This is a genomic window from Archangium lansingense (assembly GCF_026626635.1).
GTDB lineage: Bacteria > Myxococcota > Myxococcia > Myxococcales > Myxococcaceae > Archangium > Archangium lansingense.
In genome coordinates this window covers 2,126,945-2,153,771 of the sequence record NZ_JAPNKA010000001.1, presented here as the reverse complement: position 1 = coordinate 2,153,771, position 26,827 = coordinate 2,126,945, and the positions used below count along the sequence as shown (strand labels likewise).

Genomic DNA, 26,827 nt, shown 5'->3' with positions numbered 1-26,827 from the left:
ACTCAACGACACAGCGTCGCCGCGTTCTATACGACCCGGCGACCCTCCGCCTGTTGAGGCACAACCCCTTCGCAGATCGCCCGCCGCGCGCGCCCCCGGACCCTAGGGCTTGTCCGCGCACAGTGCCCCCGCGAGCAGCGATTGGGAGTCCCACTCGGTGCGCTGGGATGAGCTCGCCCGGGCCCAGGCCTCCTTGTACCCCGCCGCCACGAATGCCTGGAACTCCGTCGTCGCCACCCGGTAGGTGCGCTCGGGCACCACGGGCTCGTCCCCCCGCTCGGGAGCGGCGGGGTTCACGAGCACCCTCAAGTCCACCACCCTGCCCTGTTGTACCGAATAGCGCACCCCGCTGAGCTGACTGTAGGCATCCGTGCCTCGCTTCGACTCGCTCAGCTCCACCCACGCCTTGAGCTGCGCGCCCGTCATCTTCGCCGTCACCAGCGTGTTGCGGTACGGGAAGGCGCCAAAGAAGTCCTCCGCCGCCACCGGGCCCGCGGGAAGTCCCGCCCGGAAAGTGGATGCCGTCGCGAAGAAGGCATGGGCGCCCACCGCCCGCCGCCACACCTCCGTGGCCCAGACGCCCACCTCTGACCTGCCCGTCGTGACGTCGCCGTCCCGCAGCGGCGCCGCCAGCCTGCCCACCTCCACGAAGCGCTCGGGCCGATCCGCCTCGAGCGCCGCCTGCATCCGCGCCACCTCCGCCGCTGTCCGGGGGTCCTCCGGCTTCGAGGCGTCCATCTTCACCAGGCCTCCGTCCACCCCCACCAGCCTTCCTTCCCGGAAGCGCAGCCGGACCTCGGACAGGTAGGTGAGGTACTGATAGGGCGACAGCGCGTACGTGTCCGTCCCGGGTACCCGCCGCAGCTCCTCCTTCTGGTGCGAGTGCGAGCCAAGAATGACGTCGATGCCTCGGACCGCCCGCGCCAGCGCCACGTCCTCCTCGCGCGTCTGGTGTCCGATGAGCACCACCGCGTCAACCCGCTCGCGCCCGCGCAGCTCCTCCACCACCGCCCGGGCCGCCTCGGTCGCAGCCGTCCACCGCGTGCCCGGCGGCAGGTGCTCGGCTTTCACCAGGTGCTGCATGTCCGCTCCCGCCAGGGCGAAGAGTCCCACCCGCAGGCCCCCCAGGTCACGCACCAGGTACGGCTTGCCGTCCACCTGGAAGTAGGGCTTGCCCTCCGCGCCCACCAGATTGGCGCTGAGCACCGGGTACGAGATGGAGGCCCGGCAGCGCGCGAAAGCCTCGGCTCCGTAGTCCAGGTCATGGTTGCCCAGCGCCATCACGTCCACCACCCCGTTGAACCACGGCCACTCCACGCACCCGTAGACATCACTCCACGTGGGCACGCCTTTGTTCACCGTGTCTCCCCCGGAGACGACGATCGTGTCCGGCCTCGCCCGGGCCGCGCGCAAGTAAGCCATCGCCCGAGCCACCCCTCCTTGCCCGGGTTCGCCCTCCGAGAACATGGGCAGCGCGTGCGAGTGGTAGTCTGACATCCCCACCAGCGTCACCGTGCGTGTCGTCTGGCAGGCGCTCAGCAGCAGCAGGCTCGAGAGGAGAACAAGAGAGTGCTTCGAGAAGGGAGGGAACATGGGTGCTGGCATCCCTCCCGCTTCTACCACGGCCCGGCAAGGCCCCCCTCCAGGTCAGTGACGGTTGCGCTCGTCCACCCACCATCGGGTTGCCTGCTCGGGTTCGCGCGGCGGGCCACGGCGCCTTCGCGCGGGGGATCGATGGGCTGCACCTGACACCTGGGCAGGTGGACCGAGAATGAGGTGCCCTGCTCGGAGGTGGAGCGCACCCCGATGTGCCCGCCATGGGCCTGGATGATCTGTTTCACGATGAAGAGCCCCAGACCCACCGAGCCACGACCGTCGCCCCGTCCCCTCCGGAAGGGCTCGAACAGGACCGGCAGGAGCTCTTCGGGAATGACGGGGCCGAAGTTGTGCACCTCGACACAGGTCTCACCGTCCCGAGCCTCCACGCGCAGCGTGACCGGCCGCTCCGGATGGCCATACTGGAGCGCGTTGCCGAGCAGGTTCCCCATCACCTCGGACAGCCGGAGGGAGTCCCATGTTCCGTTCGTCTCCTCGGCGATGAGCTCGATCCGGCGTCCGGGAAACGCGGTCCTTGCCTCCTCGACGACGGAGCGTGCGACGTCATCCAGCCGCGCGTCCTCGAGGTCCAATGGCAATCCTCCCCGCGCCTTGAGCCGCGCGTACTCGAGCACCTCCTCCACCAGACGCCGGGCACGCTCCACGCTGGAGAGGATGCGCCGGACGTTCAGGAGCTCATCCCCCCCGAGCCCCCCCCGCCGGATGAGCGACTGGGACGCGAGCGAGATGGCACCGAGCGGATTCTTCAGGTCGTGCGCGACCACGGGGAGGAACTGCGCGAGCGAGGGCTCCTCCTCGCCACGAGACGTCCCCTCCACGGGAGCGAGCCGCGACCGGAGGTGCTCCACGTCCTGCTGGAGCGAGGCCCGGGTCAGGGCGGAGAGCGAGGCCTCGGCGAGCATCTCCACCAGGAACAACTCGCGCTCGGTCGCCTTGTGGTTTCGAGCCCAGTACACGCCAATCGAGCCGAGCGGCTGCGCCTGTCCGATCGGCACCATGGCGAGGCTCCTGACGAACGTGGGACGGTAGGCCTCGATGGGGATGCGAGGATCGGCGTAGATGTCCTCGATCACTGCCGCCTGGCGGTTCATGATCGCCCAGCCGGAGATGCAATGCTTCGCGGGAAACCTGCGCCCCTTCCAGAGACGCTCGGGCGACTCCTCCTCGGCGTAGTAGACGAGCTCGCCTTCGCTCAGAACGAACGTGACGCCGTCCGCCCCCACCAGCCTCTTCACGAGCCCACAAACACACTGGGCGATGCCGCGGACATCCTGTTCCCGGGCGAGCAGACGAGAAGCGTCCAGGAGTTGAAGGGCATCCTGGAAGGAGACCCCCGCCTCTTCCGCTCGAGTTACCAGGTCCATCGACAAGAACGTCTGCACATCCACCTCCAGGGCGCTCCGCGAACTGGCAACGCCTCCCCGCCTGAGCACAAACTCTCAACCCGATGAGGGGCGGCGCCGTTCCCGAGCCACCCCTCCCCTCGCCAGCTTCCAGGCGATGGCCGCTCGCATGCCGTCAGGTGCCTCGGGAGGGGACGAGCGAGGCCACCACGGAGAGCAGCGTCGAGGTGTTCAACGGTTTGGCGAGGTGCATGTCGAAGCCCGCGGCCAGGGCGCGCCGCCGATCCTCGCCCCGGGCAAAGGCCGTGAGCGCGACCGCGGGAAGGTGCTGCCCGTCACGCTCCTCGGCGCGAATCCGGCGAATCAGGCAGTACCCGTCCTCGCCTCCCGCCATGCCGATGTCCGAGACGAGCACGTCGGGCCGGACGGAGCCGAGCAGCGCCAGCGCCTCCCGGGTGCTCGCCGCGCGCAACACCTGGGCGTGGCTGCCCTCCAGTACCTCGGAGAGGAGGGCCTGTGTATCCGGCTCGTCCTCCACCACCAGGATGCGAAGTCCTTCCAGGGAGGGCGTCTCGGCCGCCGGGAGCTGGGTGTGATGATCCGGCCGGGCCAGACGGGCCGGTGGCGGCTCCGGTGCGCGCGGTGGAGTCAACGGCAGGCGGATGCAGAAGGTGGCGCCCCGGCCTGGCCCCTCGCTGTGCGCCGACACGGAGCCTCCATGCATCTCCACCAGGTGGCGCACGATGGCCAATCCCAGGCCCAGTCCACCATGGGCGCGGGTGGTGCTGCTGTCGGCCTGGCGGAAGCGCTCGAAGACATGCGGCAGGAAGTCCGGGGCGATGCCCTGGCCCGTGTCCTCCACCTCCAGCCGAGCCTCGCGCTCCCCGCGCTCCAACCGCACCACCACCTGGCCTCCCGCCGGCGTGAACTTGATGGCGTTGGTCAGCAGGTTCCACACCATCTGCTGCAACCGCTCGGCGTCCACGGGCAAGGGCCCCACGTCGGGGGAGATCCGCAGCTCCAGCCGCACGCCCCTGGCCTCCGCCGCCGGGCGGACCGCTTCGAGTGCCGCCTCCAGCACGGATTGGGGCTCGAGCGGATGCACGTCCAGTCGCAGCTTGCCGGTGACGATGCGGCTGATGTCCAGCAGATCCTCGATGAGCCGTGTCTGTGCCCGCGCGTTGCGCTCGATCGTCTCCAGGGCCCGCTGGCGCTTCTCCTCGGACATGGGACGGGTGCGCATCAGCTGGGCCCACCCGAGGATGGAGGTGAGGGGCGTGCGCAGCTCGTGGGAGAGCGTGGAGAGGAACTCGTCCTTCATCCGGCTGGCGGCCTCGGCCTCGTGGCGGGCCTGGCGCTCGCGGGCCAGCAGGCGCTCCCGCTCCCGCTCGGCCTGGGCTTTCTCCAGCGCCACGGAGGCAATATGGGCCATGGTCTCGATGATGTGCAGCTCGTGCGGCTCGGGGGCGCGCGGCTCGTTGTAGTACATGGCCAGCGTCCCGAGCACCCGCCCCTCGGAGGAGAGGATGGGGCCGGACCAGCAGGCCTGGAGCCGATATCCCTTCATGTTGTGCCGGAAGAACGCCCAGTTGGGGTGGGTGTTGATGTCCGTCACCACGACCATGGTCTTCCAGTAGGCGGCCGCGCCGCAGCTGCCCACGTTGGGGCCGATGGCCAGCCCCTCGACGGCGGCGTTGTAGGCCAGCGGCAGGCTCGCCGCCGCGCCCATGCGCAGTCTGCCCTCCTCGTCCAGCAACAGCACCGAGGCCATCATTCCCGGGGCCAGTTGCTCGATGCCACGGGTGATGGCATTCAGCATGTCTTGCAGCGGCGTGCCTCTCGCGACCAGCTCCAGCAGCCTGCTCTGCATCGCCAGGCGTGCTTCCACTGGACCGCGCTCGCCCGTCCCCTCGTCCCCGTCCCCGGTGAGCGCTCGCTGCTCTTGAACCGGTGCGTTCGGCGTGTCACGCGGGGACTCGGGATTGTGCTCCATGCGAACCTCACCATGCGAACACCCGAGAGGGTGGTGCACACTTCCTACTCTACTCCTCGCGGAAGGACCTCACATCAGGCGGCCCACCAGGAAAAGGCGAGGAGGCCGCGGCTTCCAGAGCGAGTGCCGACGCCGCCTGCCGCCCAGAACGGCGAGGAGGGCACAAGCCCCCGAACCCCTGCCGCGCCATGTGTCCCAAAGGGCTGCACGGCCTCTCCTCCGGCCCCGCGCACAGCACCCGTCAGCGGCCCTCCCCGGCCCAATCCAAGCCGATTCCCGCCCCAGGCCACGCTCTGGAGACAGACGCCACCGCTCTTTACTGTCTGGCCATCATGACGAACTCAACGACACCTCGTCGCCGCGTTCTGGTGGTTGGACTTGGCATCAGCGGCATCGCCACGGCCATCCGGCTTCACAAGCTCGGCTGGGAGCCTGTGCTCATTGAACGGGCACCCGAGCGCCGCAAGGGCGGTTACTTCATCGCCCTGTTCGGTACCGGCAAGGCCTCCGCCGAGCGGTTCGGCTTGATGGAGACCCTGGTCGATCGAAGTTCCCCGCATATGCAGACCTACGAGATTGACCGGGCCAGCCGTCGGCACCAGGGAATGAACTTCGTGGACGCGCCCGGCGCGCCTCGTCCGCTGCTGCGCGGCGACATGGAGAACTCCTTGTTCTCCGCGTTGCCGGAGGATGTGGAGCTCCGCTTCTCGACGGTGCCCACCCGGATAGAGCAGGACGAGCGCGGGGTCGACGTCACGATGACTCACACGAAGAGCGGCACGACCACGACCGAACGCTTCGACCTCGTGGTGGGCGCTGACGGCATGCGCTCGACCGTCCGTCAGCTCGTCTTTGGTCCGCACGAGAACTTCCTGCATCCGCTGAACTACATGATCGCCGCCTTCGTCCTGCGCAACCCCGTGCAGGGCTACGCCACGCACGAAGGACTGGTCCTGGCCGAAGCGGGAAGGTCGGCGTGGGTGTTTCCTTTCGCGAATCACAACCCCACCGTGCTGTTCTCCTACCGCGTCGAGGACGTGGCCGCGCAGTTCCGCGGCCGTCCCATCGAATCGCTGCGCAAGGCGTACGGACCGGAAAAGACGGGGCCCGTTCTGAGCCATCTGCTCAATGAGTTCGAGACCGCGGACGAATATCTGTTCGACTCGACCAACCATGTCCGCATGCCGAGCTGGCACAAGGGGCGGGTCGTGCTGGTGGGCGATTCCGCGTGGTGCTTGACCCTGTATTCAGGGATGGGCGTGTCGACCGGTCTGGCCGGGGGTGAGCTCCTGGGTGACATGCTGGAGAAGCATCCAGACGACCTGGAACGTGCGCTGACCCGGTGGGAGGAGAAGCTGCGCCCGTTCATCGAGTACCAGCAGCGCGACTCGCTGAAAGCGAGACCGCTCTTCACTCCGGCCAACGAGGCTCAGCGAGTCTTTCGCACAGTGCTCATCCGCCTCATGAGCAATCGCCTGACGGGTCCGATCCTCAAAAAGGTGACGCGCGACAAGGACCTCAAAGCGAAGATGATCGACATCGTCGCGCAGTAGTTCCACCGCGCCTGCCCACCCTGGAGGCGGCCCCCGGCGAGGCACGTCCGGCATCAGGCCTCGTGTGAGCACGTCCCAGCTGGGGCCAGGGCCTCGGCCAAGACCTTACCGCAGCGAGCCAGCTCGCGCGGCAACTCCACCGTAAAGATGGAGCCCTCGCCGGGGTGGCTTTCCACGCGGATGCGACCGCCGTGCTCCTCGATGATCTGCCGGGTGACGTAGAGGCCGAGCCCGAGCCCGGCGAACTGGCGTCCGGAGACGGCCCGCTCGAAGCGGCCGAAGATGTGCTCGAGCTTGTCGGGCGGGATGCCAATCCCGTGGTCGCGCACGCTCAGCATCGCCAGTCGCTCGTCCTCCCACACCCGCACCTCGACGGGCTTGCCCACTCCGTACTTCAGCGCATTCGAGAGGAGGTTCGTCACCACCTGCTCGAGCCTCATCCGGTCCCAGTGGCCGGGGGCTCCTTCCGTCAGCTCCAGGTGGAGCTCGCAACCGGCGGCGGAGAGCGTCTCCCGCATGCGCGTCACGACCTCGTTCACCAGGGAGGCGAGGTTCAGCTCCTCCGGCTCGAGCTGGAGCTGGCCGACCCGGATGCGGGAGATGTCCAGCAGGGTTCCGATCATCCGGGAGAGCCGGTCGGCCTGCTGGGCGATGACCTGGATGCCCTCCCCGAAACGGCCGTCCTGTTCGGTGGCGGGCTGCTTGCTCAGTGAGCGTTGGAGGACCTGGGCCTTGAGATGCAGGGCGTTGAGCGGTGTCCTCAGTTCGTGGGCCGCGATGGAGAAGAGCTCGTCCCGGGCGCGGATGGCGTCCCGGGCCTGCTGGTAGAGCCGGGCATTGTCGATGGCCAGCGCAGCGCGGCGGGCCAGCTCCTCCACGGTCGCCAGCTCCTGCTGGCCGAAGGGGCTCTCCCTTCGGGTGGACACGTAGCCGATGATGCCGATGATGCGGCCCCGGGCCACCAGGGGGACGACCACATAGGAGACGAGAGGGGCCTCACGGAACTGGCGCAGGCGCTCCTCGTCCAGCGCGAGGGCTCGCAGATGCTGCTCCCCTACCTCGGGCACCAGCACCGGCCTGCCCGTCTCGAGCACCTCACCCACCGTGTGCCGAAGGACCGCGTGGAGCAACGTGGCCCGGGCAGGGGGGGCGTCCGCCGAGAGCCGCTCGGGACTCCCATCCTCTGCCAGGAGCAGGAACCCGCACCCGTCGGTGCTCTGGTGGAAGTCCAGATGCTCCAGCCGCGTCAGCGTCTCCTCGAGCTCCAGCGACTCGCCGAGGATGCGGCTGGCCTCCGCCAGGAAACGCTGGGACTCCTCGGCCTTCTTTCGCTCGGTGACGTCGAAGAGGGTGAGCACGGCCCAGATCGGCTGTCCCTCCGCGTCCAGTACGGGCGCGGCACTCACGAGCAGGATGCCCCAGGTCCCGTCTCCCCGCTCGATGACCACCTCCTCGTCCTTCACCACCTCGCCCGTCAGGACCGTCCGTGCCAGGGGTAGCTCGTGCGGCTGGTAGGCTTGGCCGTCCAAGCGGCGGTACCGGTAGTGTTTGAGCTCCTCGAGCGAGGAGAAGGGCTGGAAGGGCTGACGCGTTATCTCCTCCATCTGCCGGTTCCAGAGCACGGTCCGCCCGCTGGGGCTCTCCGCGATCATCACACCCGCGGGGAGCTGTGTCAGGACGGCGGCCAGGCGCTCCTCCTCCGCGAGCTGCTCCAGCAGCCGCCCCCGCTCTTCTTCCGCCTGCCGGAGCGAGGTGAGGTCCTTCATCACCAGGGAGAAGCCCCGGAGGGCACCTCCCGGGGCGTACAGCGCGGTGAGCACCATGTCCGCCCAGAAGCGCGAGCCGTCCTTGCGGACACGGTAGCCCGTCTCCTCCAAGCGCCCGTCGGCCTCCGCCCTCTGCAGTGCGCGGCCCGTCTTTCCCCGGGCCGCGAGCTCGGCGGGATAGAAGCGGGAGAAGTCCTGGCCGAGGATCTCCTCGGCCTTCCAGCCGGTGAGCCGCTCGGCTCCGGCATTCCAGTCCGTCACGTGCCCGATGGGACTCAGCAGGCAGAGCACGTAGTCCTGGAGCTCTCCGGCGAGCAGCTGGAGCCACTCCTCGAGCTGTCGCTGCGTCTCGAACTGCCGCTGGAGCCGGATGGCGCGCGTGAGCACCCCAGCCACGCCCCGGGCGAAATGGAGCTCCGCCTGGGTGAAGCTCCGCTGCCTCCGGGTGTACGCCCCGAGGACGCCGAAGGAGGAGTCCACTCCCTCGATGATGACGCAGAGCCCACTGACGGCCTCGTGGTCGCGGAGCCGTGGAGGCACCTGGAAGCGCTCATCCTCCGGGAGTGCCTCGATGAGGACCGGCTCGCGCGTGAGCAGGGCGAAACCGGCGGGTGAGCGCTTCCCTGTCTCATGGAGCGGCTGGCGCACCCTCTCCTCCTTCCAGCCTGCTCCCGCCCGGAGGTGGAGGGATTGACGATCGCTGCTCAGTTCCAGGAGCTCGACGAGCTCCACCTCGAGGGTGTTGGCCAACAGGAAGGCCGCCTCGTGAAGGAGCGAAGGCACCTCCGGACGGGCCAGCAGGCTCTGGCCGAACCGCTCGATGACGGAGTGGAAGAGGGCCTGGTCCCGCTGAGCCTTGCTCCAGTCCCGCCGGAGGAACTCCCGCTCCGAGTCCAGCCGAGAGGCGAGCCGGCGCTCCGAGGGGCTTCTCACCTGCGTGCTGAAGATGGCGAGCCCCATCGCCAACGGGACGAAGAGCCCGAACAGCCTCATCTCGGGGTGGAAGGCAAACACCAGGCATTCGAGCGCGAGGGTGAGAAGCGCCGGTCCGAGCCCTCCATACGAGGCGCTGACCGCCACCATCGCGAACGCCAGCAGGAGGAAGGCCGGCTCGAGTGGCTTGAGCAACAGGCTGGCTCCGAGTGCCAGCCCGGCGGCCAGGACGGCGGCGGCCCAGCGGAAGCTGGGGAGTTTCACGGGGGCGGCGTTGGAGGAGCGGAGTTCGGGCGGGCAGGGAGCGGAGGGCGCCGCGCACGATCGAGATTCCATGTCCTGATAACCCCATGCAGGACGCGTGATTCGAGCGCGGACTGGAGTCAACGTCTGCCACCACCCTCTGCGAGCAAGCACGGGCGTCGACCACGGGCTCTACCCCCCTGTGTCCAGGGAGGGTGTCAGACGATTCGTAGGAGACGTGGCTGGGGAGATGAGGCCATGGTGGAAGCGGAGGAAGCAGAGGTAGCTCCATGACCTCTGGTACTTCCATGGCGGGAGCTATTCCGCCGGGCGGACGGGAAGGGCTTCGGGGCCATTTCCGTCGTGAGGCGGCTGCGGAGCGGGCCGGCAGTAGCCCGCTTCGGCCATCTGCTGTCCCATGACGCGATACATCTCGGCGTCCCTGGGCTGCCAGGTGCCCAGTCCATCCACGTAGCGGTTGTACATGCAGAAAGCCGCCGCGATCAGGATGGTGTCGTGGAGCTCGGTGTCGGTGGCGCCATGGCGCCGTGCTTCGTCGACGAGCTCCTTCGTGACGCGCTTGCCGTCCACCTGCACCTCGGCTGCGATGGCGAGCAGGGCCTTGAGCTTCTCGGGGATGGGCGCCGTTGTGTAGTCGCGGCACACCGCTTCGACCAGGTCGGCGTTGCCGCTCAGGTGGGCCGCTGCCGCGCCATGGCTCGTCTGGCAGAAATAACAGGTGTTGCGGGACGACACGAAGGTGGCGATCAGCTCCCGGTCTCGGGCACTGAACGAGGTGTTGCCAGCGGTGTGCAGCAGCACGTGGGCGAGCTCGCGCAGCGGCTTCGCGGTCTCCGGGCGAAAGGCAAAGCCGCCGGTGATTCCGGGCAGCCCTTCGGGAAGTGGAATGTGAGGCATGGTCGGCGCTCCAACGGGGGACTCGGGTGGGAGCGGAGTGTACCCTTCCCTGGCCCGACGCCTCACACCTCGACGAATCGCGTGCCGGTGAGCCCTTCAGGCGTCGCGACTCGTGAGTGGACCCCCCCGGCCGACACATCACCCACGCGTTGCCAACGTGTCTGGCTTTGGCGCTGGCTCGAGCTACGGCTGAAGGTAGACCACGGAACTCGGCATGTAGACGAGCGGCTGAGCCACGTCCGCCATGTAGTAATCCTTGGACGTGTCCCAGGCACTCACGCCCAGATCGTTGATATTGGGCGTGGGGGAGGGCGGAGGGGGGACGTCGACCTGACGGCCATCCTCGTACCCCGTGTTCATCCCCATGGACGCCTCGTAGGCGAGGGCCTGCAGATCATCGTCTATCGCGGACTTGAACGCTGTCTTCTGCGTGACTTGTCCTCGCACCACGAAGACGGCCTTGTAACTCTTCACGTCGAACCCGAAGGCATAGAACGTGCTGGGTATGGTGGGGAAGGTGTAATACACCGTGTAGGCACTCTTCACGGTCGACGGGAAGAAGCGCGTGGGCCAGGCCCGGACCGAGGACAGATCCAGCAGGGCCGGCTGCGGCGGCTGGTACACCTGCGCCACGGGCATGTAGACAGGGGTCAGCACGGGCGTCAGCACCAGTGACGCTTGCGAGGCCTCTCCCACCGGCTCCTGCTCCGCCGTCTGTGTCGCCTCCTCCAGTGCCTCCGGACCACACGCACTCAACGCCAGCAGCATCACCGCGGACAGCGGATACACGTATCGCTTCATGGCTTCCTCCATGTCCTTGTTTTTCTTGATTTTAATTGATTACTCGAATGTGACAACCGTGCGCACCCAGCTCTGGGGATTGCTGGAGAGCAGGCGCAGGCGCTCATTGCGCACGGCAACGGCGGGGGACTCACCGGCGCGGATGCGGGCGCGCACGGCGTCGAAGAAGGGGCCGGCCTCGTCGTCGGGGATGTCCACGGGCGAGGCGATGACGGCACGGGCTCCTGCCTCGAGGAAGGCGACCGGGAGGCTCCAGGGCTCGTGGTAGTAGGGCGCGGTGCGAGCCGCGCGGCAGGAGGCCAGCAGCACCACCGGGGCACGCTCCAGGCGGTGGCGGCGCACGTCTCCGGCCGTCAAGGCGTAGTGGCCATCCGCCTCGGGGGCGAGCACCACCAGCGAGGCGTCCGAGAGGCCCAGGTTCACCAGACCGTGGGCATGAAGATCAATCTCATCCGCGCGCGCCATCTCCGCCAGCACTCGGGAGGGCGTGGCCTCGGCGCCGATGAGGTCCACCCGGCCTGGGGTCTGCTGGGCGAGGGTCCATGCGGCCAGCCGGGGCAGCCCCAGGGCCGCCGGGGCGGCCACATCGCTCACCACCAGCGAGCGGGGCGTGCCAGCGGGTGGAGGGGCGGCATGGAGGGGGCCGCGGCGGTAGCTCCAGGCGAAGTCCGCGGGCAACAAGCCCTCGCGGCCATGCAGCGGGTAGCGGGCATATACGGACACGGAGTCGCAGGGGCGTAGGGCCGTCAGCACGGGCTCGGGCACCAGCCGGCCCAGGTCCAGCTCGGAGGTGCGGCGGTTGGCCTCGTACGCGCCCACCTGCTGCCCGTCCGCGCCGCGCGCGACCACCAGCGTGCGCCCCTCGGAGAGCTCCACGCCCAGGGTGCAGCGCTCGGGGGCGGGCCCCTGGGCCTCCTCGGCGAAGAGCGCCAGGGCCTCGGCGTACTCACCCGCCTGACCCGCGTCGAGAATGAGGGCCGAGTAGCTGTCCGCACGTGCCTTGAGGGCGGTGGTGTCCTCGAGGGGCAGGCGTCCGGCGGCGGCCACCACCTCGCGCAACAGGCGCTGGCCCTGGGCCCGGTCCCCCAGCAGCCGCAGCCTCCCCTCCACATGGTCCACCACCAGCAGTTGTCCGGGCCGCTGCCCGGGTTGTGCCCGCAGCTCCGTCAGCCACTGCTGCGCCTTCTCCACATCCCCCGGCCGAGGCTCCCGCCGCGCCAGCTCCATCAACGTGTACGCGCTGAGGATGGAGCGGGGGGCTCCACAGGAGGGCACCCGCTCCAGCTCGGCGCGCGCCTGGGCGGGCTTCATCTCCGCCAGCCGGAGCTGGGCGAGCGTCTCCGCCACGTACACCTGGGTGCGGCAGTAGTCCGGCTGGCGCAGCGCGGACTCCTGCAGCCATGCGCGCGCCAGGGCCGAGGCATCCCGGAAGTATTCGATGCTGCCCAGATCCTGGATGAAGCGCGTCTCCTGGTCCGCGTCATTCAGCCGCCGGGCACGCTCCAGGCCACGCAGCGCGTGCTCGCGCGCCTCCACCAGCCGGTGCTGCACCCGGTAGAGATAGGTGAGCAATCCCTCCAGCTCGCCGCAGCGCGAGCCGAGCCGCAGGCGCTCGCAGCCAGGCAGCGCCTCGAGGAGGATCTGCTCCGCCTGGGCCAGGCGGCTGACCGCCACCTGCGCCTGGGCCCGTTGCAGCTCCGTGCTGGCGTCGAACCAGGGGTCTCCCACCGAGCGGGCCGCGGCGGCGTACTGGTCGAGCTGGGCGGGCAGCCGGTTGAGCATGGGCAGCGCGCCCAGGAGGATGTCCAGCTCACCGGCGGCCTCGAGCTCGCGCAGGAAGCGCTCGGCGGCGGCCGGCTCCAGGGCCTTGCCGGCCAGCACCTGGGAAAAGGTCGTGGCCAGGGGTCCGCGGGTGCGGAAGTCACGCCGCGCGGTGCGCTCCACGTAGCGCTCCAGCACCTGCCCGCCATAGCTGGTGTCCAGCTCGCGGGCCACCGGCAGCAGGGCGCGCACGCGCTCGGCGGTGGGCGCGGACCAGGCCGACAGGTACAGGTACTTGCGCACCAGTCCAGGGGCCTCGCGCACGGTGCCCTCGGGCAGAGGTGTGCCCTGGGCGGCCAGCGCCTTGCACGCCTCCCAGGCCGCCTTCCACCGCTGCTGGCGCTGCTGAGTGGCGCGCTCCACGGCTTCGGCGCGCTGGCGACCCTCCTCGCTCCAGCCCGGCTCGCCCAGGGCCGCCACCTGGCGGAAGCCCTCGGCGGACAGCAGGTCCAACCCCAGCTCGCGCAGCACCAGGGCCCGGTTCCACAGCGCCGCGGGGTGGCGGGGCTCCCGCTCCAACACCCCCTCCAGCAGCACCAGGGCCTCCTCCAGCGCACCGCGCGAGAGCGCGAGTGCCGCCCTATCATTGTCCTCGCCGGGCGAGTGTCCCGCCTGCTTCAGCGCCTCCACCGCTCGTCCCGACTCGCCGGCCAGCAACTGGGCCACGGCCAGCCCGTGCCAGTCCCGGGCCTCCTCCAGGGCCGCCAGCGCCTTGAGGGACAGTTGCTCTCGGGGGCGCTCCTCGCCCGAGCGCCGCACGCCGTAGGGCCGCCAGCCGGAGGCCCCCTGCCAGCTCAGCCGCGCCTCCAACGAGCGCGTGGGCGCGAGTGCGAGGGCCACCGGCTCCGCTCCCAGCCCGGGGCGCAGCACCACCAGGGCGAAGAGTGCCGCCAGCGCTCCGCCCAGCCCCACGGCCAGCAGCGCCTGGCGTCGCCGGCTCCAGGCCGGGCGGAAGGCGCGTGCCTTCTGCTCCACGGGTGCCACCGCGGGCTGCGCGCCCAGCCTCTCGCCCATGGCCTGCATCTGGAGGATGTCTCCCAGCTCGGCCTGGCACTGCTCGCAAACCCCCAGGTGCTGGCGGAAGGCCTCGGCCTGGGCGGGCTCCAGCTCCCCGTCCGCGAAGGCATGCACCTGGTCGTGAATCTCACTCATGGCGCTCCTCCTTGGCCTCGGCCCCTTGCACCGGGCCGGCCAGCAGCTCGCGCAGCATGCGCCGCGCGCGGACGAGCCGGGTGCCCACCGTGTTCTTCGCGATGCCCAGCCGCAGGGCGATCTCGTCGTACGAACGCCCCTCCAGGCAGTGCATCTGGTACACCTCGCGGAAGGGCTCGGGCACCTGGCCCAGCACCTCGCGCAGCTGCTCGAGGCTGATGGAGGCCCAGGCCGGAGCGGCCTCACCCTCTGGGGCCGCCACCCGCTCCGCCAGCTCATCCGTGGACACGTCCGCGCGAGGCTCGCGCGTGCGGGAGCGGCACCTGTCGATGAAGAGGCGGTGGAGGATGGTGAGCAGCCAGGCCCGTCCATCCGTCCCCACCTGGAAGCGCTCCAGGTTGCGCAGCCCCCGCTCCAGCGTGTCCTGCACCAGGTCGCGCGCGTCCGCCGCGTTACCACACAGGCGCAGCGCCGTGGTGTGGAGGGCGAGCTCGTGCTGCCGCGCGAAGGCGGCGTACCATCTGCTGTCCAATCGAGGCGTGGTGGGAGGCCGGACTTCCACGCGTGCACCTTGGCCCGCGCGCTCCAGCTCCGTCAAGGCGGCCCCCCGGAGCATTCGTCGTTCCTCTAAGGGTCGTGTGACTGCCACCTGGGCGAACATGTGTGCCGCGCCTCCTGCCCCGGACTGGCCGGGGAACTCCACACCCCCTCAACGGCACGGCGCGATTTTCTTCCCGGCATTTTTTCTGTTTCTGGTTGACGCCCTCTTCTTCCTGAATGAGCGGGAAAAATCCGGCTGGCGGGAAGATTAATTGGCGGGCTCGTTGGAAGGGTGAGCCGCGGAACTGAGCGAGTGCCGCCGCGGCGAGTCCGGCCCCGCTGTCCCCTCCGCCAGGGTGGTGGAGGGCACGGCGGGCCTTCCAACTCAACGAGCGAAGTCCATGTCCCTACCACTGCGCTGGCTCGCGGCTTCTCTGGCCGCGAGCGGGCTGTTGCTGTCCGCTGCCGCCGAAGCCGCATCCACCTCCCCCACGGGCCCCATCATCATCGACCCGTGCGTCCTCTATACGTACACGCTGCAGGGGTGCCAGAACCCCGCCAACAGTTGTGATCAGCGGGCGCGTGATGCGGCGAAGACCGACCCCAACGCCCTTTGCAACACCCTCATCCAACAGGCGGGTGAGGAGCAGGCGGCGTCCATGCCGACGCGCACGGTGAAGGTGCCCGTGTTGACCAAGGCGGATGGCACGCAGGTGCAGCCCACCGAGTCCACGCACTCGGTGGCCTACAAGCCGGACAACCCCAACACCCGGACCGGCAGCGGACTCAACAGCTTCGCGCTCGGCCTGGTGCTGCGCGAGCAGACCTACCTGCAGCAGACCAGCGCCTACGCGACCTGGCTGACCTCCTATCGCCAGAGCCTGCGCGACTCATGGAACGCCAACGGCTACGTGGTGGACTCCTGCCGCGAGTACGTCCACGAGAAGTACTACGATTACACCACCTTCGAGGACCGCTTCACCACGCTGGGCTCGGACTACCGGGCCATCTACAACTCGGCCTATGCCGTCGGGCGGTTGGGCTTCCCCGCCCCCGCGTATGCCATTGGCACCCGGGGCATCGCCGACCCCGTGCAGCGGGGCAAGGATGGCACGCCCCTCAACCCGCCCATCACCTTCCCCGTGGACCAGCCGAAGAACCGTTTCTTCACCGTGCCGCTCCACACCAGCAGCAAGGTGCAGATCAGTCATGGCCCCACGAACTCGGTGACGGAGATGCCCGGGGGCATCGCGCTCATCACCCTGGCCAACCTCACCCGCCCGGGGCTGAGCCTCAACGGCGTGGTCTTCCAGGACACCACCTTCAACAGCACCATCGCCGCGGGCCAGGAGTACTACGACGAGAGCTGGGCCTGGCATAAGAGCATGTCCGAGCGCAACGCCCGGGTGCTCGACGAGGACATGTACGAGCTGGAGCGGCTGCAAGACGACTTCGAGGCGTTGCTGCGCAAGCGCGAGGAGACGGTGGCCGCCATCGCCAGCCATCTCAACCCCAAGCCCCTGCCGCAGCCCGTGCCCATCTACTCGGGCCAGTGGTGGCGGGACCCGGTGTGGAACCCGGACCCCATCGCCCTGGACAACATCATCGACTCCATTTCGACCCCCACGGCGGGCCTGACCGCACCGACCACCAGCTCCACGCTGAGCGCCAGCTCCACGTCGAGCACCAGCTCCACGCTGCAGGCGACTGCCCTGCCGACTCCCATCAGCACCATCCCCATCTACGCGCAGGTGCTGGACACCACCGTGGTGCGGACCGCCTGCCTGCAGCACCCCATCTTCTGTCTGCTCTACAAGCTGGAGGCCATCGACAACGCCATTGAAGCGGCGCTGGTCAACGCGCGCAACCGCGGGTGCCTGACCTTCAACACCACCGGAGCGGTGACCTGTGACTGGTCGCCCAAGCGCTTCGCCCAGCGCGTGCTCTCGCTCTACCAGAAGGAGCGCGAGACCGCGTTCCAGAAGTGCATGGACTACACGGACAACAACTTCGCCCTGCTCAAGAACCGGGCCCTGGTGGCGGGCACCGTCAACTACCCGGCGCAGGACTACACGACCAGCCCCACCCGGCTCGAGCAGTACTTCACCCGCCGCGACCTGTACCTCAAGGCGCTGCGCAAGGTGACCGGAGACCTGATCGATCCCGTCACCTGCCAGGCCCGCCTCAACTGGGGCGCGAGCGACACGTACAGCATGGGGGATGAGACCTTCGGCGCCTCGGCCAGCTACAACGTCTCGCTCAGCCTCAACAACCTGAGCGCCACCAACAGCACCTGCCCCTCGCCCCGGGCCATCGGCACCTTCAACGCCACCGGCAGCGCCCTGGGCATGAGCGTGCAGCTCATCAACGCCTCCGCCAACATCTCCTCTACCCGCGCCGACATCGACCTGGACGTGCTGGACAACAGCATCCACCTGGTGGACGTGCACAAGGATCTGCCGCTCGGCACCTACAACATCGTCTCCGGCAGCAAGAGCAAGAGCCTCACGTTCGTGGATGTGAGCACCACCTTCATCATCGTCGTGGTGCCGGTGGAGCTGGGCGCCCGGCTGGGTGGCACCGTGGGCTTCAACTACGGGCTGGACGTGGAGCACAAGGTGAGCACCACCTCCAATGGCTGCAACGTCAACAGCGTGGGCCTGGGCGGGCGCCTGGAGCCCTTCGCCTCGGTGGACGGCGAGCTGTATGCCGGGGTGGACCTGTTCGTCGTCTCCGCGGGCATCAAGGGCCGGCTGCAGCTCGTGCATGCCGGGGTGCCGCTCAACGCGAGCGTGGGCCTGGCCTACGGGCTGGGCGGCTACAACACGCTGGCGCTGGAGGTCGCGGGCCGTGCGGACCTGAAGTTCGTCTTCATGTCCGGCAGCATCGACGTCTACGTGGCGCTGGGCCCCTGCCCCTTCTGCGTCGAGTACGACGAGTCCATCGTGAGCTGGGACGGCATCCGCCACGACATCCCGCTCTTCAAGAAGAGCTTCGCCGTGCCGCTGGTGGACGTCCAGGCGCTCATCGGCCAGGCGGCGTGCAGTAACTGATTCCTTCCTTTCCCCTTTCTGGAGAGCACAGTCATGAAGTCTCGCAAGGTCCTTGCCGCCAGCGTGCTGGTGGTGCTGGCAGTCCTGACCGTCACCTACCTGTTTGTCCGGACGCCGGAGTCCGTCACCGGGCTCGTCCAGGAGCAGCGCACGCGCCGCTTCTCCTATCCCCGGGGGCAGAGCTGGAGCTACCGGCTGGAGTATCACGCGGACAGCCGGGTGCGGCTGAGCACCGTGGCCTCCGGTAATGGCTCGGAGGTGGGTGGCAAGGTGGACCTGGTGGGGCGGCTGGTGCTGCGCGGCCTGGGCCAGAAAGGGGAGAACTGGAGGGTGGGCCTGAGCCTGGAGCCCGTGCAGCAGCACTCGCTCCAGGTGTTCGGCCAGGAGCTGCTGCCGGACGAGGCGGCGGTGCGGAGCCTCTTCCACGGCCGCGAGGCCATGCTGGAAGTGGGGCCGGAGGGAGACGTGCTCAGCGTCTCCTTCCGTCCCGAGGACCCCAGCCTCTACAAGAACACGGTGCAGACGGTGTTGGGGGAGCTGCAGGTGGTGCTGCGGCAGGGGGAGCAGTGGGCGGTGAGTGAGAGCACGGCGCGGGGCCGTGCGCGCGCCGAGTACCGGCTGCTGGAGGAGGACGGGGACAGGGTGCGCGTGAGCAGGAGCCGCGTGGGGTATGAGCAACTGGTGGGCCTGGGCCAGGGTGGCACGGTGCGGGTGGGCTCGAGCTGGGAGGCGGCGGTGGAGGGCGGGGTGCTGGAGCATCTGGAAGGCGAGGAGCGTGTGGAGCGGCTGGGCGAGGATGGCAGGCCCGCGGGACACATGCGGTTCGCGCTGAAGGTGGTGCGCGAGTCCGAGACCGCCTTCGACACGGCGGCCGTGGCGACACTGGAGCAGGGAGCGCAGGAGAAGCTGCCCCCGGGCCGGTTGGTCGTGGACCCACTGGCGCGCAAGAAGATGCTGGACCAGCAGGTGGCGGGGCTGACGGCGGAGCAGCTGATGGCGGTGCTGCGCGCCTCGGTGAATGGCGGCGTCTTCCCCGACCACAACCATTTCCTGCTCCAGGCGACGGGGTTGCTGGAGCGCGAGCCCGAGCTGTGCGCGAAGCTGGTGGAGCTCTTCGGTCAGCCGGGCACGGACGTGAGGGGCCGGGCGGTGCTGTTGGATCTGCTGGCGGGAGCGGGCACGCCCGAGGCGCAGGCGGCGATGCTCGAGGCGCTGAGCACCCCGCAGGCGCGCGGGGACGAGCAGTACCACATGCTGCTCAGCCGCCTGGCGCTGGTGCAGGAGCCCACGGAGGCGACGGTGGACTTCGCGCGCCGGGAGTATGAGAAGAGCCAGGGGGCGGTGCACACCGCGAGCACGTACGTGCTGGGGGCGACGGCGGGCGCGCTGCACCGCAACGGGGGCGCGGACCAGGCGCGGGCGGCCGTGCAGCGGCTGGTGGAGGATCTCCGGGCCTCGGACGCGTCCGAGCAGCAGATGCACCTGCTTCTGGGTCTGGGGAATGCCGGGGTGGCGGAGCACACGCCGCTGATCGCCAGCTATGCGCAATCCTCGAGCGAGGAGGTGCGGCGGGCGGCGGCGAAGGCCCTGCGCAAGGTGCCCTCCGAGCAGTCCCAGCAGGTGCTGCTGGGGCTGGTGGGTGACGAGGCGTCGCGAGTGCAGGTGACCGCCCTGGACACGCTCACCCGCTTCAAGCTGGAGCCGCAGGCCCTGGTGCAGCTGCGCGACGAGGTGCTCAACGGCCAGTTGGATCCCCAGAGCTACGGCTCGCTGGTGACGCTGGTGGAGCCCTACCTCGCCCAGGAGCCCGCGGTGCGCGACGTGCTCGAGTACCTGCTCACCCAGGACAAGACGGAGCGCAGCCTGCGCACCCGCATCCACAACCTGCTGGAGACGTGAGCGGGTGGCGAAGGGGGGCCTGTTTCCAGGCCCCCCCTGTTCGCCAGGCGCGAGGCATGACACGAATATAGACAATCCGCCGGGAGCGCCGGGTCAACAACCCTGACACAGGGAGACAGGCCTACCAACTCGGCTCGCGACACTGGCCGTAGCGGAACCGGCCCGCGGGATGGTCCTCGAAGTGAAGGTGAGGACCCGTTGTGCGGCCTGTCGCTCCCACACGGCCGATCACCTGCCCGGCCTTGACCAGGGCGCGGGTGTTCACGGCACGAGCCGACAGGTGGCAGTAGACGTAGACACGGCCGTTGTCGGCCTTGAGACCAATCCAGTTGCCATAGGCACGGCCGGCGCCGTTCGACCAGGCGATTCTGCCAGCGCGAACCGCGATCACTGGAGTTCCGGTACGGGCAGCATAGTCGTCTCCGGTGTGGAATCCCGCCTGGTATCTCCGATTGCGCACGCCGAAGCGATAGGTCACGCGATGGCCTGGAACCGGGCTCTTGACCCGGCCAGAGGCAGCGACCTTGCCGCCGCCATCCGCGGCGCTCACGGAGAATTTGTACTTCTTTCCCAGGGCCTTGAGGGACTTCGTTCCTGGCACGCCATCGGCATCAGCACCGCGGAGCCCGAGGCTCTGCTGCCACTTCGTGTAGGCAGCCCTGGTCCTGGATCCGAAGAACCCCGGAGCAGACGAGTAATCCAGACCTACAGCAGCGGCGAGGGCTTTCTGGACAATGAGCACGTCACCGTTCCTCTTGCCCGGCCGTATGTTGACCAGCTTGACGGTTGCCATGTGCATCTCCTTGAAATGAGCCATCCTGAGATGAAAAGCGCGTGCACCTCCTCTCATGTATAGAGAGAGCACTCCATTCATGTGATGAGAGTCGAGGTCCATGCGCTCGACGGGTTGGACGCTGACTTCGACATGCGTCGCGTGCAACACCGCCTCCCACCCCATCGGCGCCCGCTGCCTCGCCGCCGCCCTCCGGGGCCTCGGCCCCGAAGCTCTACCGCTTCGAGAGCGCGGAGGTGCTTGGCTCGCGCCGCTACCCGAAGGAGGCACTCCTCGCGGCCTTCGGGGTGACGCCCGGCGGACTGGTGGACTTCTCGAGCGAGGACTTCATGCGCGAGCTGCTCACTCCGGGCCCAGGCGCTGCGAGAGGCCGGGGAGGTGTTGAAGCAGATGGTGGGCATGCGCCAGCGCTCTGACCTCGAGGCGGCGCTGCTCGCCTTGCGCGCGCTGGCCGGGCGGGACCTCGGCGACGAGCCCTCGGCATGGCGCGCCTGATGACTTAGGATGGGCGACATGCCCATCCGAGATCGACGCAGCCATCCCCTCCGCACGACCCCGCTCGCATGGCTGATGGTGGCAGGCGCTCTGGCTAGCAATTGCAAGTCTTCGGAGGCGCCAGCCGCCGTGGATGCAAAGGCACTCCCTGACCGGGGAGCGTCTCCCTCGGCGCTCGCCGATGCGGGGGCACCTCTGGAGGCGGTCGCCCCCAGTGCGAAACCCTGGTGGGCCTCGAGCGGGTTCGCCTCCGAGGAAGAGGCCCGGGCCCAGTGGGTAGACGCCGTGAAGGCACAAGAGCGTTTTCTCTCCGCGCTTCCCGCCGACGTGAAGGCCTCGCTCCGCAAGGCCGCCCCCGACTTCACCCCGCTCGGTATCCTGGATCCATCCGCAACAGGACCGGAGGCAGTCAAGGGTGACTTCAATTGCGACGGCGCGGTGGACTATGCGCTACCGGGCTTGAGCTCCCAGTCGGAGCTCGCCCGGGGGTTGACCTCCGAACCCAATCCTTCTGGCCCTCGATTGGAGACGCTTTCGAACGAGCTCCGTCGGTTCAGGTACGACGATGCGGCCGAGGTCCGGGTGGGTCTGAGCAGTCCGTCCGGTCTGAAGTGGCAATCATTTCCGGGCAGCCAGCCGAGCAACCGCGGACCGTTGCCCGCGGATCGCACGCTGGGTTGCACCGAGGTGACCCCCAAGGATGTCGATGTGAATTGGGCGCAGAAGCACCACTGTGATGTCCTCTATATCGGGTGCTGCGAGAAGGATGGGCGCTTTCTGCTCTGGGATCAGCGGTCGCGGAGGTTGCACAACGTCGGCGGTTGCTGAAACGTACCGAGGCGCGCTCGGCGCCGTCGCGCGGCCCTTGAGGAGAAATGTGGCCTGAGCGCCTGGGACAACCGTGGACCCCCCGCCCGGCGGCGGAGGGCCCCCGGTGAATCACTACAGGCTGTTCAGGAGGCCCGTCTTGATCGCGGTCAATGTGTCCGCGCGGGTGAACGTGCCCTGGCCCGCCTTGGAGATGCTGTAGAGCATGGGACTCTGGTCCCCGAAGCCGACCACGGACGTGCGGACCGTCTGGTCGCCCGTCGTGTCACCCCGCAGGTCCGAGTGGGACAGGAAGAACGCCACGTCGTCCATGAAGTTCTTGTTCCCCGCGCTCAGGCCCGTGGGCCAGTTGTAGCTGGTGTAGTCGCAGTCCGCCGCGGTGTAGGTCCCCGAAGGGAGCTTGGGCGCGTCGCCGCAGTAGTTGATGCCCCCCACGGGTGAGCCCGTGGGATTGAACTGCACCAGCGTCCCATCCGGGTGCCGCGCCCCCTGGGCGATGAGCAGGCTCATCATCCGGGTGATGGGAACCGAGTTGTCCTCGTAGCGGGGCGTGCCGTCCGTCAGCACGACGATCGAGGTAGCCTGGTCGCCGGAGCAGATGGACTTGTCGTTGCCCGTCCCCTCCCAGGGCTGGCCCGGCAGGTTGCCGTACACCGGGTCCGAGTAGGGCGCCTTCAGCCACTCGTCGGGTGAGCCGGCCCAGGTCGAACCTGGCTGGCCTGTGTCGGGATTGTCCGTGGTGCCCCCATCGCAGCAGCCCGGCCAACCCCAGCCCGGGTTGATGGGCTGTGCGAACCAGCTGGCCCACCGCCCGTCCTGCACCTGCGAGGAGAAATACGCCCCCAGGCCGAACAGCGCCTCGCCCAGGTTGCGATCCGGGTTGTTGAAACGAATGTTGTTGACGGCACTCTTCAGCGCGGGCCGATTGAGCGCAACCTCGTCGATGGTGGGCGAGGACTTGTCACACGCCGGGCTCATCCCCTTGACGAGGGAGGGGGGATCGAACCACCCCTGATCCTGGCCCTGGGTGGCCACGCCCAGGCGCTTGTCGGTCACCACGGAGAGCACGTCCTTGAGGGCCTTGCGCGCCGTCACGAACTTGGGAGGACGCACGTTGAGCACGCGGCCACTGATGACCCACTTGCGGAAGGCCTCGGGGGGCAGGGGGGGTTGGCCCACCACCTGGGAAGGACCATTGAGCCCGGGCGCCGTCTTGGCGGACACGATGGGGCCGCGCCACCAGCCCTTGGTGGCCAGACACGCCATGCACTCGTCGATGATGGGAGAGAAGAAGTAGTCGGACGACCAGTTAGGAACCGTGTAGCAGGCGGAGAACGCGTCACCGTAGGAGTTCAGCGAGCGGAAGTCGGCGGAGACCGCGTAGGGGTACTCCTCCGTCTGCCAACCCAGGCGCCGTCCACGGGATTGATAGAATTGATTGGGTTCGAAGAAAGACGAACCCAGGTCGCTGTCCGCATCGACGGCGACGGAGCCATTCTGGGCGGGATCCGAGCTGTCCTTGTCGAACCAGCTCATCGCGGCAACCAGCGCAGGATCCGAGCACCCTGTATTGATATTGTATCCCGCAGACCCGTCCCCTCCGAGATCTCCTGGGGCGGGATCCGTGGGCGTCGGGTAATACCCTGGCGTGAAGGCCTCCGGGAGGTACTCGGGGTAGTCCTGCATGGAGGTGTGGTTGTCCAGCACGAACAGGGCGTTGCCGGGGGTCGCCGCTTGCACAACCCCAGCCACCAGCCCCACCGTCAATCCCAGCCATGAGCTAAGCGTCTTCTTTTTCAAGGAACCTTCCCTTTTGAACGAATCACTTCGCATATCGCTGGCTCCTGAAGGTCAACCCGAACAAGCCTGTCTGCCTACAGCAGCGATACGCTGCCATTAATACATCAATCAGCCTCCGGAACCAATGTGATTCGCGCGATACCCGTCATCCTGGAAAGATCGAATCCCGCGAGAAGAGGGGCGTCACGCGGGCATCCACGTGCCATGGAATGTGAAGGGAAATGGATGTTCAAACCAGACACGCGCCCGGGGACCGGCCTCGGGTGACCGCGCATCCAGGATGGCCATGTAGGTCCTGTCGCGCGTCGCGTCGTACTCGGCCCGGCTGCCCGGACGCGGGACGAAGACGGGCTCAGCGGCATAGTGCTCCCCCCCTGTGTCAGGGCGGTTGACGCGTCATCCCCCTCCGCTGTCGTGTCATGACGTGTCAACAGCGCGCTGTGACGCGGAGACACGCGTGTATCTCCTCGACAGCATTCCGCATGGACGTGGCATGCGGCTTGCTCATGTCCGCGTCACTTGAAACAGGAGGGCGCCTTGCGCTTCGTGAGCGGAGTGGTCGTCGCGGTCAGTCTTCTGGGGTGTGGCGGGGGGGAGATGGACATGGACGAGGCCGATGCGGTGGGCCGCATGGACCAGGAGATCGTGGGAGGAATCGAGGCCCGTCCCCACTCCTTCCCGTGGATTGTCAGCCTGCAGCAAGGCGCAAGTCACTTCTGTGGTGCCTCCATTGTGAGGGTAGGCCCCAAGGAGGAGAGCGATATCATTCTCACTGCTGCCCATTGTGTCGCGGATGGTATTTCCGGCGTCTATGCGGTCGCAGGGGCCCATGACTTTTATCAGCCATCATCCGGGCAGACCTCTGTCCGCGTGGCGCGCTCGGTCTATCACCCGGCCTACGACCCGGACACGACGATGAACGATATCGCTGTCCTCAAGCTCGAAAGGCCCATCAAGTTCAGCGGTGGGGGGTGCGGCCAGACCCCCGTCGCGCCACGCCCCAATAGTCTCTCTCCTGGCCCTCAACTCAGTTCTGGAGCTGCGATCCTGCCCGTTTGCCTCCCGGCCTCTGGGGAGATGGTTCCAGACAACACGGAAGCGACGGTCGCGGGGTGGGGACTGACGAGGGAGGGTGGATACGACACTTCCAGCATCTTGATGCAAGTGGGGGTTCCCACCGTCAATTCTCGGGCTCTGGCCAGCGCGTATGCGAGTCAAGGGATCCTCATCGACCCGTTGGCGATGCTCGGGGCTGGGTACTCCCAAGGGGGCAAGGACGCATGCCAGGGTGACAGCGGAGGGCCGCTGGTCATGAAGTCTGGTTCCAAATACGTACTCCAGGGAATCACGAGCTTTGGCGTTGGCTGTGCGAGGGCGGGCTTGCCCGGCGTCTACACCCGGGTCTCCAACTACATTCCTTGGATCAGCACGCAGATCAAATCTCTCAGTAGTGTCAGGTAGGGCGCTCGAGAGAGGGCCCGGCGGAGCCATGGGACGAAGTGGCTCCGCCCGGCGAGTAACCCTGGCGCCGAGACTTCAAGAAGCGAGGCTCAGGCCTTCTCGAGAATGAGCCGTCCGCAGCGGTCGCCGACCATCATCGCGGGCGCGTTGGTGTTGCCCGAGGTGATGATAGGCATGATCGCCGCGCTCGCCAGCCGCAGGCCCTGGACACCTCGCACGCGCAGCTGCGGATCCACCACGGCCAGCTCATCCGTGCCCATCTTGCACGTCCCCACCGAGTGGAAGTCGGACTCGGAATACTGACGGAGGGCCTCCACCAGTTGCTCGTCGGTGACGATGCCGGGGCCCGGCGAGTGCTCCACGTCCTCCACCGCGTCGCGCAGGCCCGGCGACCCGAGGAGCTGGCGAACGAGCTTGTAGCCCTCGAGCTGGTTGGCGATGTCCTCGTCCGTGCTCAGGAAGTTCGGATCGATGATGGGGGCGTCCCGGTAGTCCGCCGAGCGCAGCTTCACGGTGCCGCGGCTCGTCGGGTGCAGGTTGATGAGACCCAGGGCGAGTGCCTCGGAGGGATAGGAGCCCCAGCCGTAGCGCATGTAATACGACTGGACCTGGAACTTCGGGGACCCCGGGCGGGGCCCGTTGCCGGCGAAGAGGTTCACGTCCATGGTGGTGGTGTGGGCGGCGGGCTCGGGCTGGCGCAGCTTCCGCACCGCCACCGAGACCAGGTGGTCATGCAGGTTCTTCCCCACGCCCGGCACGTTGGCCACCACGGGAATGCCGTGGGCCCCGAGCTCCGCCGAAGCGCCGATGCCCGAGAGCATCAGGAGCTGGGGCGTCTGGATGGTGCCGGTGCAGACAATGACCTCGCGCCTGGCCCGCACGGACATCTCCCCGCCCTGTTGGTCGATGATGACGCGGTCGAGCTTCTTCGAGCCATCGAAGGAGAGGCGCTTCACCCAGGCATTCATCATGAGCGTGAGCCGGGGGTTGGCCAGGTGCTGCGAGACGAAGGCGGAGAAGGCGTCCTGGCGGATGCCCTCCACCACGTTGAGCTGGCTATAGGTAGCGCCGAGCTGGTTGTCGCCGTTGTAGTCCTCGTTGAAGGGGTAGCCGAGGTTGACGGCGGCCTGGACGATGGCCTGGGACAACGAGTGACGAGAGGTCAGTGCGTTCGAGGGGCGGATGGGCCCGCTCAGGGCCTGGAAGGAGGGCTGGACGCTGGCGAAGTCCCAGCCGGAGCACCCGGCCGCGGCCCACCCGTCGTAGTCGGCCCGGTTGCCGAGAACCCAGACCATGCCGTTGATGGCGCTGCTGCCGCCGAGCACCCGGCCGCAGGAGTAGGACTGGGTCTTGCCCTTCAACGCCGCTTGCGGCTCGGACTTGAAGGCCCAGTCGGTCTCGGCGCCCGGCTGGGTCAGCCGGTAGGACTGGGTGAAGTCCCGGATCTCCTCGCGGTCGTTCGTGCCTCCCGCCTCGATGAGCAGGACGCGCGCGTCCGAGTCGGTGAGGAGCCGGGCGGCCAGGGTACAGCCCGAGGAGCCGGCACCGATGATGATGTAGTCGTACTCGGTGGAGTCCGAGCAGCCGATGAGCGTGGGCATCGCGAGCGCCGCGCCCGAAAGACCCAGCAGCTTCAGCAGGTCGCGCCGGGAGTACCGGCCGGCCGCCGCCGTCTGGAGAAGCCCTTTCATGTCGGGGGACTTCATGTTCCTACTCATGGGAGTTCTACCTTTCTGAGAGAGTGGAGTCGGAGAGCCAGGAAGAGCACCGCCACGACAGTGCACCACTACCCGGGTGTGAGGCGGTGCCACTGTTCTT

The 26,827-nt window shown here is 68.2% G+C and carries 17 protein-coding genes and 1 pseudogene; 6 read left to right on the top strand and 12 right to left on the bottom strand.

Going from position 1 to position 26,827, the window contains the following annotated elements:
- Positions 1-102: 102 nt before the first annotated feature.
- From OV287_RS08655 to OV287_RS08645, 3 genes are all read right to left on the bottom strand, one after another.
- The gene (locus OV287_RS08655; RefSeq protein WP_267533517.1) at positions 103-1,593 is read right to left on the bottom strand and encodes a bifunctional metallophosphatase/5'-nucleotidase; all 1,491 of its coding nucleotides are present in this window, start codon (positions 1,591-1,593) and stop codon (positions 103-105) included.
- Between the two features lie 23 nt (positions 1,594-1,616).
- Positions 1,617-2,999 (bottom strand): GAF domain-containing sensor histidine kinase, encoded by a 1,383-nt coding sequence (locus OV287_RS08650; protein ID WP_267533516.1) that lies wholly within the window; start codon positions 2,997-2,999, stop codon positions 1,617-1,619.
- A 136-nt stretch (positions 3,000-3,135) separates the two neighbouring features.
- Positions 3,136-4,953, bottom strand: coding sequence for a hybrid sensor histidine kinase/response regulator (locus OV287_RS08645; RefSeq protein WP_267533515.1), 1,818 nt, complete (start codon positions 4,951-4,953; stop codon positions 3,136-3,138).
- A gap of 332 nt (positions 4,954-5,285) precedes the next feature.
- Between OV287_RS08645 and OV287_RS08640 the strand changes: the two genes are divergently transcribed.
- Positions 5,286-6,506, top strand: coding sequence for an FAD-dependent monooxygenase (locus OV287_RS08640; protein ID WP_267533514.1), 1,221 nt, complete (start codon positions 5,286-5,288; stop codon positions 6,504-6,506).
- Positions 6,507-6,559: 53 nt separating this feature from the next.
- Here OV287_RS08640 and OV287_RS08635 read toward each other — a convergent pair whose 3' ends face one another.
- The 5 genes from OV287_RS08635 to OV287_RS08615 form a co-directional block, all read right to left on the bottom strand.
- On the bottom strand, positions 6,560-9,541 hold the full coding sequence (locus OV287_RS08635) for a sensor histidine kinase (protein WP_267533513.1): 2,982 nt from the start codon (positions 9,539-9,541) through the stop codon (positions 6,560-6,562).
- 225 nt (positions 9,542-9,766) lie between these two features.
- Positions 9,767-10,366: a carboxymuconolactone decarboxylase family protein gene (locus OV287_RS08630; RefSeq protein WP_267533512.1), complete on the bottom strand. Its 600-nt coding sequence runs from the start codon at positions 10,364-10,366 to the stop codon at positions 9,767-9,769.
- Between the two features lie 183 nt (positions 10,367-10,549).
- Positions 10,550-11,167, bottom strand: a complete 618-nt coding sequence (locus tag OV287_RS08625; RefSeq protein WP_267533511.1) for a hypothetical protein — start codon at positions 11,165-11,167, stop codon at positions 10,550-10,552.
- A 39-nt stretch (positions 11,168-11,206) separates the two neighbouring features.
- The gene (locus OV287_RS08620; protein WP_267533510.1) at positions 11,207-14,140 is read right to left on the bottom strand and encodes a CHAT domain-containing protein; all 2,934 of its coding nucleotides are present in this window, start codon (positions 14,138-14,140) and stop codon (positions 11,207-11,209) included.
- Complete coding sequence (locus OV287_RS08615) at positions 14,133-14,756, bottom strand: RNA polymerase sigma factor (RefSeq protein WP_267533509.1); 624 nt, start codon at positions 14,754-14,756, stop codon at positions 14,133-14,135. The genes OV287_RS08620 and OV287_RS08615 overlap by 8 nt, the downstream gene beginning before the upstream one ends.
- 325 nt (positions 14,757-15,081) lie before the next feature.
- Between OV287_RS08615 and OV287_RS08610 the strand changes: the two genes are divergently transcribed.
- Together OV287_RS08610 and OV287_RS08605 are read left to right on the top strand one after the other, a co-directional pair.
- Entirely contained in the window at positions 15,082-17,733 is a 2,652-nt protein-coding gene (locus OV287_RS08610; protein WP_267533508.1) for a hypothetical protein, read from the top strand.
- 33 nt (positions 17,734-17,766) lie between these two features.
- Positions 17,767-19,632 (top strand): HEAT repeat domain-containing protein, encoded by a 1,866-nt coding sequence (locus OV287_RS08605; protein ID WP_267533507.1) that lies wholly within the window; start codon positions 17,767-17,769, stop codon positions 19,630-19,632.
- 121 nt (positions 19,633-19,753) lie between these two features.
- Here the strand turns inward: OV287_RS08605 and OV287_RS08600 are convergent, their stop codons facing one another.
- Entirely contained in the window at positions 19,754-20,425 is a 672-nt protein-coding gene (locus tag OV287_RS08600; protein WP_267533506.1) for a peptidoglycan DD-metalloendopeptidase family protein, read from the bottom strand.
- A 236-nt stretch (positions 20,426-20,661) separates the two neighbouring features.
- Here OV287_RS08600 and OV287_RS08595 point away from each other — a divergent pair, with 236 nt between their 5' ends.
- Both OV287_RS08595 and OV287_RS08590 read left to right on the top strand, forming a co-directional pair.
- Positions 20,662-20,841, top strand: coding sequence for a hypothetical protein (locus OV287_RS08595; RefSeq protein WP_267533505.1), 180 nt, complete (start codon positions 20,662-20,664; stop codon positions 20,839-20,841).
- A gap of 208 nt (positions 20,842-21,049) precedes the next feature.
- Complete coding sequence (locus tag OV287_RS08590) at positions 21,050-21,748, top strand: hypothetical protein (RefSeq protein WP_267533504.1); 699 nt, start codon at positions 21,050-21,052, stop codon at positions 21,746-21,748.
- 114 nt (positions 21,749-21,862) lie between these two features.
- Here the strand turns inward: OV287_RS08590 and OV287_RS08585 are convergent, their stop codons facing one another.
- Together OV287_RS08585 and OV287_RS08580 are read right to left on the bottom strand one after the other, a co-directional pair.
- Entirely contained in the window at positions 21,863-23,548 is a 1,686-nt protein-coding gene (locus OV287_RS08585; RefSeq protein WP_267533503.1) for a hypothetical protein, read from the bottom strand.
- A 183-nt stretch (positions 23,549-23,731) separates the two neighbouring features.
- Positions 23,732-23,911, bottom strand: a pseudogene (locus OV287_RS08580) (carotenoid oxygenase family protein); the annotation flags it as partial.
- 240 nt (positions 23,912-24,151) lie between these two features.
- Between OV287_RS08580 and OV287_RS08575 the strand changes: the two are divergent.
- Positions 24,152-25,009: a serine protease gene (locus OV287_RS08575; RefSeq protein WP_267533502.1), complete on the top strand. Its 858-nt coding sequence runs from the start codon at positions 24,152-24,154 to the stop codon at positions 25,007-25,009.
- Between the two features lie 89 nt (positions 25,010-25,098).
- Here OV287_RS08575 and OV287_RS08570 read toward each other — a convergent pair whose 3' ends face one another.
- Entirely contained in the window at positions 25,099-26,700 is a 1,602-nt protein-coding gene (locus OV287_RS08570) for a GMC family oxidoreductase (RefSeq protein ID WP_267533501.1), read from the bottom strand.
- Positions 26,701-26,827: the final 127 nt, after the last annotated feature.

What these genes read in the sequence shown, in the direction of transcription:
- OV287_RS08655 (WP_267533517.1), bottom strand. Translation starts at nt 1,593, where the DNA reads ATGTTCCCTCCCTTCTCGAAGCACTCTCTTGTTCTCCTCTCGAGCCTG.
- OV287_RS08645 (WP_267533515.1), bottom strand. Translation starts at nt 4,953, where the DNA reads ATGGAGCACAATCCCGAGTCCCCGCGTGACACGCCGAACGCACCGGTT.
- OV287_RS08640 (WP_267533514.1), top strand. Translation starts at nt 5,286, where the DNA reads ATGACGAACTCAACGACACCTCGTCGCCGCGTTCTGGTGGTTGGACTT.
- OV287_RS08635 (WP_267533513.1), bottom strand. Translation starts at nt 9,541, where the DNA reads ATGGAATCTCGATCGTGCGCGGCGCCCTCCGCTCCCTGCCCGCCCGAA.
- OV287_RS08630 (WP_267533512.1), bottom strand. Translation starts at nt 10,366, where the DNA reads ATGCCTCACATTCCACTTCCCGAAGGGCTGCCCGGAATCACCGGCGGC.
- OV287_RS08625 (WP_267533511.1), bottom strand. Translation starts at nt 11,167, where the DNA reads ATGAAGCGATACGTGTATCCGCTGTCCGCGGTGATGCTGCTGGCGTTG.
- OV287_RS08620 (WP_267533510.1), bottom strand. Translation starts at nt 14,140, where the DNA reads ATGAGTGAGATTCACGACCAGGTGCATGCCTTCGCGGACGGGGAGCTG.
- OV287_RS08615 (WP_267533509.1), bottom strand. Translation starts at nt 14,756, where the DNA reads ATGCTCCGGGGGGCCGCCTTGACGGAGCTGGAGCGCGCGGGCCAAGGT.
- OV287_RS08610 (WP_267533508.1), top strand. Translation starts at nt 15,082, where the DNA reads ATGTCCCTACCACTGCGCTGGCTCGCGGCTTCTCTGGCCGCGAGCGGG.
- OV287_RS08605 (WP_267533507.1), top strand. Translation starts at nt 17,767, where the DNA reads ATGAAGTCTCGCAAGGTCCTTGCCGCCAGCGTGCTGGTGGTGCTGGCA.
- OV287_RS08600 (WP_267533506.1), bottom strand. Translation starts at nt 20,425, where the DNA reads ATGGCAACCGTCAAGCTGGTCAACATACGGCCGGGCAAGAGGAACGGT.
- OV287_RS08575 (WP_267533502.1), top strand. Translation starts at nt 24,152, where the DNA reads ATGGACGAGGCCGATGCGGTGGGCCGCATGGACCAGGAGATCGTGGGA.
- OV287_RS08570 (WP_267533501.1), bottom strand. Translation starts at nt 26,700, where the DNA reads ATGAAAGGGCTTCTCCAGACGGCGGCGGCCGGCCGGTACTCCCGGCGC.